This window comes from Hungatella sp. (assembly GCF_046966825.1).
Window position 1 is genome coordinate 20,323 of record NZ_JBKVCZ010000010.1, and the last position, 16,639, is coordinate 36,961.

Annotated in this window: 12 protein-coding genes; 7 read left to right on the top strand and 5 right to left on the bottom strand. The window is 51.1% G+C overall.

What is annotated here, in order from left to right; genetic code table 11:
• Positions 1-23: 23 nt before the first annotated feature.
• Both ACLTD4_RS05030 and ACLTD4_RS05035 read right to left on the bottom strand, forming a co-directional pair.
• Positions 24-1,631: a response regulator gene (locus ACLTD4_RS05030; protein ID WP_117634647.1), complete on the bottom strand. Its 1,608-nt coding sequence runs from the start codon at positions 1,629-1,631 to the stop codon at positions 24-26.
• Positions 1,628-3,502: a histidine kinase gene (locus tag ACLTD4_RS05035; protein ID WP_117634649.1), complete on the bottom strand. Its 1,875-nt coding sequence runs from the start codon at positions 3,500-3,502 to the stop codon at positions 1,628-1,630. Before ACLTD4_RS05035 ends, ACLTD4_RS05030 begins: the two co-directional genes overlap by 4 nt.
• 224 nt (positions 3,503-3,726) lie before the next feature.
• Between ACLTD4_RS05035 and ACLTD4_RS05040 the strand changes: the two genes are divergently transcribed.
• The 6 genes from ACLTD4_RS05040 to ACLTD4_RS05065 all read left to right on the top strand — a co-directional run bounded on the left by ACLTD4_RS05040 (position 3,727) and on the right by ACLTD4_RS05065 (position 13,474).
• Positions 3,727-4,659, top strand: coding sequence for an ABC transporter permease subunit (locus ACLTD4_RS05040; RefSeq protein ID WP_070102563.1), 933 nt, complete (start codon positions 3,727-3,729; stop codon positions 4,657-4,659).
• Between the two features lie 15 nt (positions 4,660-4,674).
• Positions 4,675-5,568 carry a carbohydrate ABC transporter permease gene (locus tag ACLTD4_RS05045; RefSeq protein ID WP_117634651.1) on the top strand — a complete coding sequence of 298 codons (894 nt, stop codon included), beginning with the start codon at positions 4,675-4,677 and terminating at the stop codon, positions 5,566-5,568.
• 54 nt (positions 5,569-5,622) lie between these two features.
• A complete protein-coding gene (locus ACLTD4_RS05050; protein WP_055659724.1) occupies positions 5,623-7,347 on the top strand; it encodes an extracellular solute-binding protein in 1,725 nt (574 codons plus the stop codon).
• 8 nt (positions 7,348-7,355) lie between these two features.
• Entirely contained in the window at positions 7,356-9,125 is a 1,770-nt protein-coding gene (locus ACLTD4_RS05055; protein WP_117634653.1) for a hypothetical protein, read from the top strand.
• Positions 9,126-9,205: 80 nt separating this feature from the next.
• Positions 9,206-11,596 (top strand): TIM-barrel domain-containing protein, encoded by a 2,391-nt coding sequence (locus ACLTD4_RS05060; RefSeq protein WP_117633878.1) that lies wholly within the window; start codon positions 9,206-9,208, stop codon positions 11,594-11,596.
• Positions 11,597-11,713: 117 nt separating this feature from the next.
• Complete coding sequence (locus ACLTD4_RS05065; RefSeq protein ID WP_117633879.1) at positions 11,714-13,474, top strand: glycoside hydrolase family 36 protein; 1,761 nt, start codon at positions 11,714-11,716, stop codon at positions 13,472-13,474.
• A gap of 69 nt (positions 13,475-13,543) precedes the next feature.
• Here the strand turns inward: ACLTD4_RS05065 and ACLTD4_RS05070 are convergent, their stop codons facing one another.
• The 3 genes from ACLTD4_RS05070 to ACLTD4_RS05080 are packed head-to-tail and all read right to left on the bottom strand — an operon-like array spanning position 13,544 to position 15,649.
• The gene (locus tag ACLTD4_RS05070) at positions 13,544-14,392 is read right to left on the bottom strand and encodes an AraC family transcriptional regulator (RefSeq protein ID WP_412331192.1); all 849 of its coding nucleotides are present in this window, start codon (positions 14,390-14,392) and stop codon (positions 13,544-13,546) included.
• Entirely contained in the window at positions 14,280-14,534 is a 255-nt protein-coding gene (locus tag ACLTD4_RS05075) for a DUF6783 domain-containing protein (protein ID WP_412331193.1), read from the bottom strand. The genes ACLTD4_RS05070 and ACLTD4_RS05075 overlap by 113 nt, the downstream gene beginning before the upstream one ends.
• Positions 14,525-15,649: a C45 family autoproteolytic acyltransferase/hydolase gene (locus ACLTD4_RS05080; RefSeq protein WP_055659735.1), complete on the bottom strand. Its 1,125-nt coding sequence runs from the start codon at positions 15,647-15,649 to the stop codon at positions 14,525-14,527. The genes ACLTD4_RS05075 and ACLTD4_RS05080 overlap by 10 nt, the downstream gene beginning before the upstream one ends.
• A gap of 288 nt (positions 15,650-15,937) precedes the next feature.
• On the opposite strand from ACLTD4_RS05080, the gene ACLTD4_RS05085 reads away from it, so the two are divergent.
• A complete protein-coding gene (locus ACLTD4_RS05085) occupies positions 15,938-16,597 on the top strand; it encodes a pentapeptide repeat-containing protein (protein WP_055659737.1) in 660 nt (219 codons plus the stop codon).
• Positions 16,598-16,639: the final 42 nt, after the last annotated feature.

A 16,639-nucleotide genomic window follows, 5' to 3' on the forward strand; every position in this document is an offset into this window, starting at 1 on the left:
GCGTTCTGATTCCTTTCTTCTTTTTAGGAAGAATGCTCCTTCTTCCGGAACTCAGAGGGGGTGGCGCCCGTGTAGTCTTTAAAAAGCTTGCAGAAATATTTGACGTTAGGGATCCCGACAGCCTCTGATATTTCGTACAGCTTCTGATTGGTGTTCAAGAGCAGCTGTTTCGATTTTTCAATCCGCACATTCTGAAGGTAGTTAATCAGATTCAGGCCGGTCTTCTTTTTGAACAGGGAGCTGAAGTAGCTGCTGTTCATGGAGATTAGGTCGGAGATCATACTCAAATCCAGATCCAGGTAATAGTTTTGCTCCATGTAGGCGATGGCCTGGTCTACCGGAGAGGAAGCCATGTGGGAGGCAGGGGCGGATCCGTCCTTTTTCTGCTTCCAGTAATTCATCAGCCGGGCATAGAGCGCATCCGTCAGGGCATCAGGAGAATCGCACGCCGTCATGGCTTCGGAAACGGAAAATTCAATTCGGTAGGCGCTTTCCGGTTCGAGACCGTCTTTGGCGGCCTGAAGTGCAAAGGTTTCTTCCAGCCTGTCGAGACAGTCACAGACGTACCCGGGGGAAGAATTCTCTACGCTGAGGATGTGATGGATGAAGCTGTAGAAGTTCTGGCGCAGATCGAATTGGCTGTTCCCAATGAAGTAGTGGTACAGCGTTTCGATCATGGTTAAGGGAATCACGGGAGTTCGTGCCTCCGTGTTCCGTTGCCGTTTCGGGTGAAATGCCACGGCCTCCGGATGGAAGAGCCGGTGATGCAGCAGCATGCATGCTTCCTGATACATGGAGGGAAGCGATTCCCTGGAACTTTCCACGCGGCTGATGGAGAGGCAGATCCGAAGCCCGTGTTTCTGGCTGTATACCCGGATATCTTCCTCTATATTCTGCCATATCTTGTGGCCGTAAGCAGAATCGAGGCGTGAAAAGTTGAAAAGCAGGCATTTATAGACGGACAGGATATCCGCCTGGTAAACGGCAGTATAGGGCTCAAACAGGGAGACGATCCACAGAAAATGGTTTTTATAGTCGATCGAAGACCCGTCTGAAGAAATAACAGGCGTGATCTTAATGCAGACAACCGCCATGTACTCCTCCGGAAATGCAATGGAGTAGTGGGAGAGGAAATGTCCGATCTCCCCGGCCGGATAACGACCGGACAGGATATTACCCAGCAGCAGCTCCTGGAAACGGTCAAGCTTTTTTTCGTAAGTGTGGATCCGTTCCGTCAGCTCCAGGCGAAGTGACTGCTGTTCCTTCAGCTGTCCAATCACCCGGGTGAGCACTTCTTTTATCTCATTCTTAGTGCTGGGCTTTAACAGATAGTCTTTGACTCCATATTGAAGGGCCGTGCGGGCATACTCAAAATCGCTGTAGCCGCTCAGGATGATAAACTGGCCTTCCGGCAGCAGTTTCTGGCTCTCCCGGATAAATGTCAGGCCATCCATGAGCGGCATTTTGATATCGGTCATGATGATGTCGGGAGCATGCTCCCGGCAGAGACGCAGCCCCTCTTCTCCGTCACCGGCCTCGTAGATGTGTTCAAAGTCCATCTCCAGCTTTCGCAGGGTGACGATCAGTCCTTTTCTTATGATATCTTCATCTTCAACAATCAAAAGTGTCATAACTTACTCCGTTCGTTAAGAAATTTTTCTTCCTGCTCCTTTGTCGGTATGGAGACGGGCAGGGAGATCGTGTTGCAGGCGCCGCCTAAGTCTGAGGAGGAAAATGTAAAGGAATAGTGCCTTCCGTAAAGGAGGAAGAGACGCAGATTTACATTGAGAATGCCGATGCTTTTACCGGATCGGGAGGATTCCTTCTCCGGCGGTTCAAGGGATAAGGGTTCGACCTCCAGTGTTTCCGTGGACTTCTTCATGGCAGCTGTAAGCATCTGCTGCTGTTCCGCGCTGATTCCTGTCCCGTTGTCCTCAATCTTAATGATAATGCTGGAATCTCCCCTGTAAATGGTCACCTTTATGATCAGCTCACTCAGCTTATTCTCAAATCCGTGGACAAAGGAATTTTCAATAATGGGCTGAAGAATAAAATTGGGAATCTCAAAGCGGAGCAGATTGTCCGGCACCGACAGGAGCAGGGTGACCCGGTTGTTTAGCAGTAAATTCTGGATATTGATATAGTCCCGGATGATCTGCAGCTCGTGCTCCAGCGTGCAGTGGTAGCTGGCGGGGGAGATGTTGTAGCGCATCAGGTTCCCCAGGGCGGCGATGCTGTCGGAGAAATCATCCAGATCGTGGATGATGGCGATCATTTTAAAGGTATCCAGGATATTAAAGAGAAAATGAGGATTGATCTGGGCCTGGAGGGCGGAAAGCTCCGTCTCCTTCTGCAGCATCCTGGCTTTGTATACCCGGTTGATCAGCTCATTGATTTTGAATGACATATAGTTGATATCGGTGGCCAGCTGATCGATCTCATCCTCCCCGTTTACCGGGATGGCGACATGGAAATCGCCTTCCTGAATCTTATGTACGGCATCGATAATCGTGTTGATCTTTCGGATCAGTAGTGTGGACAGGAGGTAGGAGAGCAGCACGATGCCAATGGCAGCCGCTAAAATCACCAGGGTGAACAACTGCTGAGCCTTTAGAACCGGGCCGTCGATCTCGATGCCCGGAACCGCGCACAGGATCCAGCTGTCCAGCGAACCGATCTGTTTGATGGAAATCAGATACTCTGTCTGCGCCAGGGAGACGAGGAACGAGCCTTTATTGCTGTCAGAGAGACAGTCCCCCTCCATAAGTCTCTCTTCCAGTGAATGGCGGAAATCTGCGGTAACCTCTGCCGGCAGGTCGGAGATGATCTTTCCGTCGCTGTTTACCGCTGCCACAAAACCGGATTCCATGGCCGGTATGGTTTTCATGTCCTCGAAAAATACGGATGGTTTGATGCAGACCTCCAGGAAATTATTTGAGGTCAGAAGTGGATAAAACAGGGAATAGACCATCTGCTCTTCCCCGCCGTAGCCGTAGCTGTAGCTGCGGTTTATGTGGCATGGCTCCAGGTAAAAGCCCTTGTCAAAAATGGAATGCTCCATCTCCTGCATCCACGGCTCTGAGCGGTAGTCATCGTACTGATGAAGGTACTGGGTTTCTGGAATCGAGGGGTTATTTGTGAAAAAGTGGTAGTAGGATATCTCCGGGCTGGAGGCTTCCAGCCATGAGAGCAGGGGCGAAATATCGTTGTTCAGAATCTCGATTAATTCGAGATCACCATAAAATTTGGGAACGAAGAACTTATTGATGACCGTATTGGTGGAGACTAAATAGGAGACATTTCTTATTTTTTCTATTTTGGAATTGATGGTGTTCAGTTCCTGATCCAGTCTCTGATCGATGGCGCTCACGGCGTTTTCCCGGACCGGCTTTACGATGGACTGATACAGCAGGACAAGGCAGAGTATGAGCGGGAATGAGACAAGGACAAGATAACAGAGAATCAGCTTCGATTTATAATGCATTTTTTTGATTATTCCCATTTGCAGGACCTCCGAAGTATGGATATTACGTGAAAACAACTATATTTATTGTACTATTTCCAAAAAATGTGTACTTCTTTTACAAAAAACGTGTGATATACTATGAGCACCTGGTAAGGTATGCTGTATGGCAAACGGGAATGTTCCCAATATTCAATTATAAAGCGTTTTTTTTGTTTTGCAACGGGAAAAAACGTCAGATGGAGGAGGCTTGGTATGTGTATATGAAAAAATTACCCAAAAAAAAGAGGTCAGGAAAGAGGCAGTTTCAATTGCAGCTAATGGTGATTCCTGCCATGGTTTTCTTTTTTATTTTTTCCTATATCCCGGTTATGGGACTGGCAAATGCTTTTCTGGATTACTCGCTGACCGACGGATTCTTCGGCCACGCATTTGCAGGAATGAAGTATTTTAAGGAGCTGTTCTCCAGCGAGAGCTTCTATCTCGCCATGAAAAATACGCTGGGAATGAGTTTCTTGAAGTTCTTCTTTACGTTTACGTCGCCGCTTTTGCTGGCGCTCATTATCAATGAGGTACCGTTCAAGTGGCTGAAGAAGGCAACCCAGACGGGAAGCTACTTACCGCATTTCCTGTCCTACGTTATTGTAGCGACGCTCTGGATTGTGTTTCTGGACAGCAAGGGACTGATCAATGATATTCTGATGAGACTGCATATCACGGATATGCCCATCGAATTCCTGGCGGATTCCAAGTATTTCTGGTGGATCGGCGTGTGGATCGACTGCTGGCAGGAGAGCGGCTGGAATGCGATTATTTATCTGGCGGCCATCGCGGGCATCAACCAGGATATCTACGAAGCGGCGGCCGTGGACGGCGCCGGGCGTCTAAAACGGATCACACAGATCACGCTTCCGTCTATCGCATGGACGGCCGGAGTCCTTTTCGTTATGAACTGCGGAAACTTACTGAGCGGCGGACCGGTGGCTTCCAACTTCAACCAGTCGTATTTGCTGGGAAATGCTTTTAACTATTCGAAATCCTATGTAATCCAGAAATTCATTGTCGATGAAGGCTTAAACCAGCTGAGGTTTTCCTTTGCGGCGGCGGGGAATCTGATTCTGTCCGTACTTTCGGTGACGCTTCTTCTGACCGCCAACAAAATATCAAAAAAAGTATTTGGAAAGAGCGTCTTTTAACGGGAGGGTGACGATATGCTTCGTATGAAATTAGGAAGATCAAGAGAGGACAGAATCATTAATATCGTTACTGCTGTATTGTGTATTCTGGTTCTGATCGTGACCGTATATCCGGTTTATTACTGCCTGATCTATTCGTTTAATGACGGCAAGGATGCGGCGAAACAGGCGATTTACTTCTGGCCGAGAAAGTTTTCCCTGGAGAATTACAAGATCGTTTTCCAGAACAAAGCGATCTATCCGGCCTTCATGATGACGATGCTCAGGAGTATTGTGGGAACGGTACTGGCTGTTTTCTGTATGGCAATGGCGGCGTACGCGCTGTCCAAGGATAACTTAAAGGGGCGGAAGGTCTATATGATTATGGGCGTCATAACGTTGTATTTTTCAGCCGGAGTGGTGCAGTCCTATCTCCTTTACCGGGAGATGCGGCTTTTGGATTCCTTCTGGGTCTATATCCTGCCTAACATTTTTCAGTTTTACTATATCATTCTGTTTATATCATTTTTCAGAGAACTGCCAGCGGCGCTGGAGGAATCGGCGCAGATGGACGGAGCGGGGTACTTTACGATCTTATTTAAGATCATCATACCACTGTCGACGCCGGTGATCGCCACCGTATCACTGTTTGTAGGGGTCTGGCATTGGAACGACTGGTTCCATCCGGCGTTCTTTATCCAGAACGAGAGCCTGATGACACTGCCGGCCGTCCTGATGCGGGCCATGTCTCTGGCTGAGGCGCAGCAGACGCTGCAGAAGATGATTGCCGTGCCGTCGCAGAGCAGTACCACCATGGAGTCGGTCCGGTATGCAATGTTAATCGTGTCGATTTTGCCGGTAACAATTATTTATCCATTCGTCCAGAAATTCTTCTTAAAAGGAATGATGCTGGGCGCGGTGAAAGAATAGAAAACTGCAAATAAAAAAGTAAATAAATAACCATACATAAAGGAGAGAGGGAATATGAGAAAGTTGAAACGTGTATTATCATGCATGGTGTGCTCTGCTATGGTAGCAGGTATGCTGGGAGGCTGCGGGGGCGGCCAGAGTACGGTTAAGGAGACCACAGCGGGGACTGCGGCAGTGGATACGACGGAAGCAGAAACGCAGACAGAGGCGCCGCAGGCAGCTGCATCAAATTTCCAGTCTGAGATGGATTGGGAGAAAATCGGCTGGCAGGCAGATCCGGAAGATCTGGAATGGAAGGAAGACACATCGCCCATAGAATTAGGGTATTACGCCAACTTCTCCTGGTTTTCGCTGGACTGGAACGATGCCACGGCAGAGCGTGTGACCGCGAAGACAGGCGTTGATTTAAACTTTATGAAACCGGTAGTTGACGACGGCCAGAAGCTGAATATGATGATCGCCGGCAATCAGCTGCCTGATATCCTGACTCTGGACAAAAATGACGCGGCCTTAAAGAAGATGGCTGAGGCGGGGATGCTGTGGTCACTCGACGATCTGATTGACCAGTATGCGCCGAAGATGCGTGAAATACTTCCGAAGGAAATCTTAAGCAACTATCAGATGGCGGATGGGAAGACATATCAGTTTACTACATGGATTCAGGGAGAAGCATGGCAGAAGGCCGCGAGAGAGTACGATCAGATCGTGGGAACGAACCAGCCAGTCATGACGGTCAGAAAAGATTACTACGATGAGATTGGTCGTCCGGAGATCAAGAATATGACCGAATTCATCGCCGCTGTTAAGCAGATGAAGGAAAACCATCCGGATAAAATCGGTTTTTATCCCGCTGATGGAAGCATGTCCGCCGATGAGTTTGGAAAGAGCGCGAAGCTTTCCCACTACGGCATTCAGATGGGATTGAGCACCGATTTTTCAGAGAAGGACGGGGGAATCCAGTGGGTGGTCCGCGACGACAAGTTCAAAGAACCAATGAAGTATTTAAATGAGATGTATCTGGAAGGAATTCTGACAAAGGATCCGTTCATTGATACCAAGGATGTAGGAAAGGCCAAGATTGAGCAGGGCGATGTAATTTCCTACTGCTGGACAATCTCCGACGGCGAGAAGGTGCCTGGAGACAACCCGGATACTTCCTACGAGATTCTGCCTCCGTTCGAGACATACGGACAGATCAGAACGGGAGCCGGCTGGCTGGCGACTGTGATTCCGAAGACCTGCAAGGACCCTGAGAGAGCGATTCGTTTCCTGGAATATCTGGCATCTGTAGAGGGACACAGCGACGTATCATGGGGCATCGAAGGCGATACGTATCAGGACGCGGTAGCAGGCGCCCAGTGGCATATGGTAGATGGAAAACCGGTTCTGCTGGAAGAGTATGTGAAGGATAAGAACGCGGACTGGGGCGGCGTTGCCTCCAGAAACGGACTGGGCGAGTATTGGATCGCCTGTAACGAGCTGTTGTGGAACCTGCCGTGGTGGAACGACCAGGATGAGAGAATGAACAAATTCAATGAACAGTTCGGAAAGTATGTGGAATTCCGTCCGGAACTGGACATTCAGGACCCGTCACCGGAATCTGAAGAGGGAATTATCAGACAGAAAGCGTTCAGCCTCCTGCAGCAGTATTCTGTAAAAATGATCTTTACCGAGGACTTTGAGTCTGTGTACCAGGAATTCATTCAAAAGATCGATGAGCTGGGAATGAATAAGGTGGAAGCTTATTGGACAGAAGAGTATAAGAATAAGACAAAATAAGAGGGATTATGACTGAGAAAAAGATTACCTGCTGCGGAATCAGACCACTCATTTACTGCATCAGCAGGGAAGAGGGAGATCCGTATCTGATCCATAATTACGACGGCGCGGTGGAGTTCCCGCCCGTTACCCGGTGTTTTATCCTGCCCTTCCAGGGGCAGGGGGAGTACCGCTCCTATGAGGTGAAATCGAAAGAGCCATTCCAGATTTACATAAGTGCAGATGAAATGGAGGTGACCGTTTCAGTAGATAAAGAGGACACTGTATCCCAGTTGGCATGGAAAGAATTTGACGGCCCGCCGCACTGTGATGTGATGGGGAATTCCATGGAGCTGGACTTCGAAAATGGGGATATCTTCCAGGATACGTATTACCATTTTTACTGGGAAACGCTTCTGCCCTCTGTGGTGGAACGGACGAGGGCGAAATCGTATTCCAACAGCGATGGTTACGTGGTGAGTACGCTTCAGAAGGGCGCCTATGCGGGAACGTACCCGGATGTGGATCATGAATTCCAGATCAAGGGACGCCTGGCCATGGCGGATGAACTGGATCTGGCTGTGGTAAGGCGCATGATGGAACTGCAGCTTAAGCTGATGGCGGAGGACCCGGAGCAGGCGTTCCGTGATCCGTGTGCCATTCAGCCGAACGGAGCCAGAGAGTACCATGTCAGGCGGAACAGCCTGGATAACTCGGAGAATGCGGAGATGTTTCTCGTGACCGGGAATATCGAAATCATTGAATCTGCATGCTTTTATTACGCAGCCGTTAAAGACGATGACTGGCTTCGCGGCCATATCGAGGGGCTGGAAAACTCCCTGTCCCTTGTGGAGAGCTGTATCGACCGACAGGGCCGGCTGTGGTCCGACGTTTATTACGAGGATCAGGTGATCAAGGACGGCCGGGAATGTATGGCCCAGGCGCTTGCGGCCAGATCATTTGAAATCATGGCCGGGCTGGAAGCGGTCTTAAAACGGGATAAACAGGAGGCGCATTACCGGGCCGTATCGGGGCTGCTGAAGGGTGCCCTGGTGCAGGCGCTTCCCACCGGCTTCTGGGATGCGTCGAAGAAGCGGTTTATCGACTGGGTGGACAGAAATTCGGTGTCTCATGACCATATCCACCTTCTGGCAAATGAGCTTCCGGCGCTGTTTCATTATACAAATCCGGATCAGGAGCAGGGCGTGGACCGTCTGATGGAGGCATGTTTTGAGGAGTTCCAGCGTTTCCCCAGCTTCGTTTCCGCCAGAATTTCAGATTATACGGAGTCGGAGATCGGTTCGGGAGGCCCGTATGACCTCTGTGCGGCCGGCAGATACTGGTGCTGGGATTTTGCCTACTGGAGAGAAAAGGGAAGAACTGATATTCTGGAACAACAGCTTTTGGCGGTCTGCCGTCAGGCCAGGATGGACGAATACCGGATGGGGGAACGGTATGACATGAATTACGTTTACTATCCCAGTGAGAAAAACTGGCATGGAGCGGCCCATTATTACGAGTATCCCTGCGTATTTATCTGGAATCTGATTGCCGGGTACGCGGGTGTGCGGTTTGCGCTTCAGGCTGATTTAGAGATAGAGCCGATGCTCGCCGGAGACGGAAGAGTAAGGCTGGAAAATCCGCAGTACGGCATTGAATATAAGGTGGCGGGAAATACCATTTTCGTGAAAAATCTGCTTGCTCAAGAGCGGTCTCTGCTGGTAAAATGGAAAAATGAGGAACGGCTGGTGAAGCTGGGAGAAAACGAGACCTGGTCCTATACGTGCGGTGTGAATTAATGGAATACCAGAGCGTGTTTTAAATAAAAAGGGAAAGCTGTACAGATACCTGTACGGCTTTTCTGAAATGAGGAGATTATATGGTAAGAGATATAAAAAGATATGGAAATCCGGCCTGCAGGGAACGTGCCATTATACAGGGTCCGAACTGCCGTTTCACCGTATTGACGTCCTCACTGATTCGTATGGAATACAGCGAAAACGGCAGCTTTGAGGACAGGGCTACGCAGATTGTGATGAACCGGGAATTTACGGTTCCGAAATATGAAGCTGCATGGAACGGTGGTTTCCTGACGATTACTACGGAGTTTTTGCATCTGCGTTACCGGGGCGGGGTGTTTGCTGAAGACGGATTAAGTATACGGACGATCATAGATCCAAAGACGGGAGAAAGCCGTTTATGGCGCTGGGGAGACGAGAGTAAGGATCTGGGAGGAACAGCGCGCACGCTGGATGAGGTGGATGGTGCGATTCCTCTGGAGCACGGGCTGATTTCCAGAGAAGGCTGGTCTGTGATTGATGACAGCAGTTCCATGGTCATTGGAGAGGACGGCTGGGTTACGCTGCGCGGAGGAGTTGAGCTGGATTTCTACTTCTTTGGATATGGCCATCGCTATCAGGAATGTATCCGCGATTTTTACAGGCTGTGCGGGAATACGCCTTTGCTTCCGCGGTGGGCGCTTGGAAACTGGTGGAGCCGGTATCATAGATATACGGAAGAGGAGTATAAGAGGCTGATGGTGCGCTTTCAAAGAGAGCAGATTCCATTTTCCGTGGCAGTCATTGATATGGATTGGCATCTGGTCGATATTCCGCCGAAATATGGAACCGGGTGGACCGGATATACCTGGAACCGGGAGCTGTTCCCTGATCCGCCGGAGTTTCTGGCGTGGCTCCATGAACAGGGGCTGAAGGTTACCTTGAATGTCCATCCGGCGGACGGGGTGCGCGCCCATGAGGAGGCGTATCCGCGAATGGCGGAGGTGTTGGGAATCGATCCGGCAAGCGGGACAGCGGTGGAGTTTGACGTGACGGACCGGGCGTTTCTGGAAGCGTACTTTGATGTGCTGCACCACCCGATGGAAGAGGACGGCGTCGATTTCTGGTGGGTGGACTGGCAGCAGGGGAAGAAAACCAGGATTCCCGGCCTGGACCCGCTCTGGATGCTGAACCATTACCACTATTTGGACAGCACACGGGCGGGCGGCGCGGGCCTTACATTTTCCCGGTATGCGGGAATTGGCAGCCATAGGTATCCTGTTGGATTTTCCGGGGATACCATCATAAGCTGGGAGAGTCTTCAGTTTCAGCCGTATTTTACGGCTTCGGCAAGCAACGTGGGATATGGATGGTGGAGCCATGACATCGGAGGACACATGATGGGGGCCAGGGATGATGAACTGGCGGCGCGCTGGGTGCAGCTCGGCGTATTTTCACCGATCAACCGGCTTCACAGCACCTCCAATCCATTCAGCGGTAAGGAACCCTGGAATTTCAATAAGCGGGCCGAGATGATTATGGGAGACTTTTTGCGGCTCCGTCATGAACTGATCCCTTATCTCTATACCGCGAACCACCGGGCCTGCTTCGAGGGATGTCCTCTGGTTCGGCCGCTGTACTGGGAGGAGCAGGAACAGAAGGAAGCCTATGAGTTCCCGAATGAATATTATTTCGGCTCGGAACTGCTGGCCGTGCCTATTACGGAACGGATGGAACCGGAGGCGGAGCTGGCGGGCGTGAAAGCCTGGATTCCGGAGGGAGTCTGGTTTGATTATCAGAATTCGCGGATATATCGGGGCGGAAAACAGATGATGCTTTACCGTACCTTAGAGGAGATGCCGGTGCTTGCAAAGGCGGGAGCGATCATTCCCAGAAGCCTTGACAGGATGGGAGGAACGGGAAATCCGAACTGCATGGCGGCCGATATTTTCCCTGGTGCGGATGGCTGTTTCAGCGTATGGGAAGACGACGGGAGAACAGAGGCAGATGGGGAAAATGATGACAGGTGGGCTGTAACGCGGCTTTCCCTGGAGTGGAGCCCGCTTACCCGTTTTGTAATCGACGGTGTTGAAGGAAATCGGAGCGCTGTCCCGGAAATGCGGTCGTGGAAGCTGAATTTCCGGAATGTGGAATATGGGGTTCCGGAAGTGACCGTCGAAGGAGAGCGTGTGGACGCGGTTGTCTCCTACGATGGGGTGAGAAAAAATCTGACACTGGAGCTTTCGGAAATCCCCTCCGTAAAAACCGTGGAGGTGCGATTTGGAACCGGTATGGAGATGGCCTCTATGGACCGGGCAGATCAGGCATTCGAGATTTTAAACAGGGCGCAGATTTCTTATGATAAAAAGGAAGCGATATTAGATGCGGTAAAGAAACAGAGAGGCGATGCGCTTCTGACGATTCAGAGCATAGAGGAAAATACAGTACTGGTGGGGGCGCTGGCGGAAATACTGTTCAGCGATGGAAATTAAAATGCGTTTCCCCGCACATAGACATCAGGCATTATGCCCGGCGGCCCTTTGACAGGGACGCCGGGCTGTAAGCGTTTGATACAGATACACAGCAGGCAGACTGAAAGGAGAAAAGAGATGGAAAGTATTTTTAAGGTTGGTGAATTTGAGATAATTTCGGAGGCGGCTGTATCCTGTACCGCTTCCATGACAGAAAACGGGGCGGGGAGGACCGTTACGGAGTTTCAGCTTCAGTCAGACCGTATTTCGAATATGGGAACTGCCGTTGAAATCCGTTATTCCTTTCCCATTATGGATATCTGCGGACGGTGGCATCCGAACTGCCGTGCCGACCGGGCGCTGAAGGCGGATTGGGAGGCGCCGGTGGCGTCCATGACAGCTGTCTCGGCTCCTGTCGTCTGTTTCTTCAATTCCGAAAGCAGGAACAGACATACGATCGCAGCTTCGGAGCTGTGCCAGGAAGTGGATATGAATGCCGGAGTGCATGAGGAAGACGGCAGGATGGCCGTTAAGATCCGGTTTGTTCTGAGCCCGCAGAAGCTGAGCGCGGGATATTCCCTCCGTCTGTGGGAGTCACAGGAAGATGTTCCGTATTGGGATACGTTAGATCAGGTGAGGCAGTGGTGGGAGGAGGCAATGCCGCCTGTCATGGAGGTGCCGGACGCGGCCAGAGAGCCGGTGTACTCTTTCTGGTACTCCTGGCATCAGGATATCAATGCCTCTATTGTTGAGGAGGAGGCGGAGCGCGCTGCGAAAATGGGCTTTGATACGATTATCGTGGACGACGGCTGGCAGACCGGGGATAATAACCGTGGATACGCATTCTGCGGGGACTGGGCACCCGAGCCTGGAAAATTTCCGGATTTTCCGGAGCATATACGGCGGGTTCACGCCATGGGTATCAAGTATATGCTGTGGTTTTCCGTACCGTTTGTGGGAAAGAACACAGGCTGCTGGAACCGTTTCTCCGATAAACTGCTCTGCTACGACGAGCGGCAGCAAGCCGGAGTTCTGGATCTGCGTTATCCGGAGGTACGGGAGTATTTGCTGGCAGTCTATTTAAAAGCTGTCCGGGAATGGGATTTAGATGGGCTGAAGCTGGATTTTATCGATGAGTTTTATATAAGAGAGGGCACTCCTGTGTGGAAGGAGGGAATGGATTTCAGGGATATCCAGGAGGCGCTGGACGTGTTTATGACCAGCGTGCGGGAGACTCTGCGGAAGGAAAAGGAGAATCTGCTGATTGAATTCAGGCAGCGCTATATCGGACCCAACATGCGCAGGTATGGTAATATGTTCCGCGTTTCAGACTGCCCCTGTTCTCCGGTGACCAACCGGGTGGGCTGTGCGGATCTGCGGCTCCTGTGCGGACACAGCGCCGTCCATTCGGATATGCTGATGTGGAACCGCGGGGAGAGCCCGGAGGCCGCGGCCATACAGGTCCTGAGCTGTCTCTTCGGCGTTCCGCAGATATCGGTCCGCCTGGCGGATCTGGAAGAGGGGATTACGGAGATGCTCCGGTTCTGGCTGGATTTTATGAGACAGCACAGAGCACTGCTGCAGACGACTGTGATCCATGCGAAGGAGCCGGAAAACCTCTATCCGGAGGTGAGCGTGGAAAATGAAACGGAGGAGATCCTGGTTCATTATTCGGCGGGAAGAGTGATCCGTCCGGCTGCGCAGAAGGAAATAACTTACTTTGTAAACGCCCAGCACGCCCAGGAGCAAATACTTATTCTGGATCCGGAAAGGGCGGTATCGGTTACCGTGAAGAACTGCCGCGGAGAAGTGACGGAGACCATGGAGTGGAACGGGGGAGAGAGCCTCGTAAGGCTGTCCATGCCCGCGTGCGGTCTGTGTGAGCTGCACTGGGAATGATCGCAGCGAGGTGCTGGTACTGCGTGCGTTGCGTAATGCGGTACTGGTACTGCGTTGCGTAATGCAGTACTAGTGAATTGGGATATAGAGATCAATCTGGGATTCCGGGTTGTCATATCCTGAAAACCGCTGATCGTATACTTCAAAATCTTCCCGCGCATCCAGCTTCTCATTCGTTCCAAGAAACCAGGTGCCCCAGATATAAGAATAGCTGTCCTGAAGGAGGGAGAGGCTGCCGGTGTGTGTGAACACCGCGTAGCGCCCTCCTTTTATGATCTTTGGAACAAATGGCGCAGGGAGGCCGTCAAAGCTGCTGACTTCGACCGCTGCGACCTCTGAGAAGAGAACATCCCCATTCATGCTGTAGAGCGTGTTGCCCTGGCCGCAGGCCTCGCAGATGCCGAAGCCTCTCCCGCCGGGGATCTGGTGGGGTATCTGATGAGACATTTCCATAAAGGCGGCCCAGAGGCCGGGCAGCACGTTATCGTTCAGCGTGGTGCTGCCGCGCAGACCGGCGGCCATGATATCGGGCAGTTCCACAATGACGGGATGGACTGTCAGGTTCTTCGTGATATGGGTGAGGCGTTCCCCCTCCAGCTGCGGCTTGGATCCGATGAACAAATCGAGCCGGTTTTTCCGGTAGGAGACCGGGCTGGTGAGGTAAAGCGACTTGAAGGCACGGCTGAAGCTTTCCGCAGATTCGAATCCGCAGTCTAAAGCGATATCGAGGATCCGCCTGTCCGTATAGAGCAGCTCCTTGGCGGCTTTGGCGATCCGCCGTTTCCGGATGTAGCTGCCCACACTTTCACCCAGCAGGGCATTGAACTGCCGGGTAAAGTGGTAGTAGGAGTATCCGGCCGCGGCAGCCGCGTCTTCGACTTTGATGTCTTCGCCCAGATGATTTTCGATGTAGAGAATGGCGCGTTCCAGCGCTTTTAAATAGTCCATGGTCAGTCTCCTTTCGGCCAGAGCGTGTTTGAAAATTGCTTTCCGTCAGCTGTGCGTCACAGTGGCCAGCGTATTTTGGTATAATCTGGCTGAATCTTAAGGTTATGCGAATGGATTCGGGGCGAAACGGAACATATCCGGAGCCGCGGGTTCACCGGAGATGGAGATTACTTCTTCCGAAGTGGGGAGCGGATCGCTCAGCCGGTACGTATGCCAGCCGTTTTCTGCCCGTCCGCCCCAGCATAATTCTATTATACCATCCATCGGATCAAGGATCATGCTTTTTGTTGTGCCAAAAAAATCCTGATAGAAACGGCAGCACAGTCCATTCGGATAGGGGGCTAGAAGCATGGATTTTAACTGGCTGACTGTGAGCGTTTCCACGCTGTCTGCAATGCTCTTAATATAGTCATACCGCTTCAGGGAATGGATCATGGCCTCCGGTTCTAAGGATGCCAGTTCCTGGATTACGGCATGGTTGGTGGCGTGGGTGTAGGGAAGCGGGGAGGTTTCATCCAGCGGACGGACCGCCATTCTGCCATCCAGTGTTTCTACCAGGGCGCCATTTCCGGAACGGTCCAGCAGGATCAGATTGAGATTGTAGGCGATGGGCATGTCCTTTAAAAAGAGGAGCGCCTCCCTGGTATCACGGCAGTTTTCCAGAAGCGAGCGGATAACCGCCCAGTACTGCAGGCCCTCCAGTGCAGGCCGGCGCATACATTTGTCGGCGCCGACCGGAAATCCGCAGGAGCTCATGGTGACGGCGAGCCCCTGGTCATTGAAGCCATCCTCCCGTCCAAAGCTTAAGACACTGGTACCCATATGCGTATATTTCCCTTCCACACTGGTTTTAATCAGCTGGAAATCCTCCAGTTCGTCGTTGAATTCATAGTTGCGCGCAATAAGCGGGTGTCCGTTCGAGGATTTGGAGGGCAGGAGGGCTAAGTGACTGCAGTTAGGCTTTAAATAGGTCATGGCATAGTAGACGACAGATTCCAGAGGGACATTCAGTTCGCCGGCAAAACCGGAAAGCTCCTCGTTCAGTCCCGGGCACCACCGGGCAAACAGCGTTTCCGCCTGCCGGGCTTCGGCTTCACCGAAGTTTTCATATCCGGATGTATAGTAATTCTTCATTGATGGAATGGAGGCTGCCATGCGTCCCAGCGCCTGTCCGATCTCATAACTGCTTCCTTTCAGTTCCAGCGTTCGTGTTGTGATTGATTTCATAAGTGAATACCTCCTGTGTTGGTTGATTGATGAGATAATCTTAATGTAAATAAGAAATTTAATCTTGACATTTCCTGCGGGAATTTCTGGAGTGTGAGTATGCGTAAGCAGTCAGGTCTTTTACGAATGCTGTGTTTATGATATACTATGAGCACTTGGTGAGGTTGTTCACGAACCTAGTGCGAGTCATACCTGACCACTTAGCGAGGTAGTTTACGAGCTTAGTGGGAACGGTACAATGGGAGCATCGTGTAATTCAGAACGTGTCAGAAAGGAAGGAATAAGCGTATGGCGGGAATGAAGCTGGCGGAGCCGTGGCTGCCTGAAGTATATGAAATTGTGTCGGAGGAGACAGAGCTTCTTCATCAGAGCAGGGAAGAGGACGAGCGGATCCAGAATGCATATTTAAAAAATATGACTGCACAGGAGGAAGAGTTTTCCGGCCTGTGTTTTTCCAGAGTAAAGTTTGAAAATTGCAGTTTCGAAGGGTGTAATTTTGAAAAGGCGGAATTCAGCGATGTGTTGTTTATCTCCTGTAACTTTTCCAACTGTCTGTTCCGAGACAGCTTTCTCAGACGGGTGTCATTTCAGCGGTCAAAGGGAACGGGGGCCAGGATGACAGAGAGCAGCTTAAAGGATGTGACGATCACGGACTGCAGTATGCAGTATTTGAATTTAGACGGCTCGAAGCTGGAGTCTTTCCGGGTGGAAGATACCGATTTAGAAAATGGGAATTTCGCGCAGTGTAAGTGCAAAGGCGTTACGTTCAGTCAGGTCAGGCTTCAGAATGCCAGCTTTTTTAAGACTCCTCTTAAGGGAATGGACTTTACCACCTGCGATATCAAGGGGCTGGTGCTTTCCGATGAGTGTTCAGAGGTGCGGGGGGCGGTCATGGATTTATATCAGGCGGCGGAACTGGCGAAGCGGCTGGGGATAGTTATAAAGTGACATAATATGTACGTGAAATGAAAAGAAAGCGGCCGGTAAATT

What these genes read in the sequence shown, in the direction of transcription:
- ACLTD4_RS05030 (WP_117634647.1), bottom strand. Translation starts at nt 1,631, where the DNA reads ATGACACTTTTGATTGTTGAAGATGAAGATATCATAAGAAAAGGACTG.
- ACLTD4_RS05035 (WP_117634649.1), bottom strand. Translation starts at nt 3,502, where the DNA reads ATGGGAATAATCAAAAAAATGCATTATAAATCGAAGCTGATTCTCTGT.
- ACLTD4_RS05040 (WP_070102563.1), top strand. Translation starts at nt 3,727, where the DNA reads ATGAAAAAATTACCCAAAAAAAAGAGGTCAGGAAAGAGGCAGTTTCAA.
- ACLTD4_RS05045 (WP_117634651.1), top strand. Translation starts at nt 4,675, where the DNA reads ATGCTTCGTATGAAATTAGGAAGATCAAGAGAGGACAGAATCATTAAT.
- ACLTD4_RS05050 (WP_055659724.1), top strand. Translation starts at nt 5,623, where the DNA reads ATGAGAAAGTTGAAACGTGTATTATCATGCATGGTGTGCTCTGCTATG.
- ACLTD4_RS05055 (WP_117634653.1), top strand. Translation starts at nt 7,356, where the DNA reads ATGACTGAGAAAAAGATTACCTGCTGCGGAATCAGACCACTCATTTAC.
- ACLTD4_RS05060 (WP_117633878.1), top strand. Translation starts at nt 9,206, where the DNA reads ATGGTAAGAGATATAAAAAGATATGGAAATCCGGCCTGCAGGGAACGT.
- ACLTD4_RS05065 (WP_117633879.1), top strand. Translation starts at nt 11,714, where the DNA reads ATGGAAAGTATTTTTAAGGTTGGTGAATTTGAGATAATTTCGGAGGCG.
- ACLTD4_RS05080 (WP_055659735.1), bottom strand. Translation starts at nt 15,649, where the DNA reads ATGAAATCAATCACAACACGAACGCTGGAACTGAAAGGAAGCAGTTAT.
- ACLTD4_RS05085 (WP_055659737.1), top strand. Translation starts at nt 15,938, where the DNA reads ATGGCGGGAATGAAGCTGGCGGAGCCGTGGCTGCCTGAAGTATATGAA.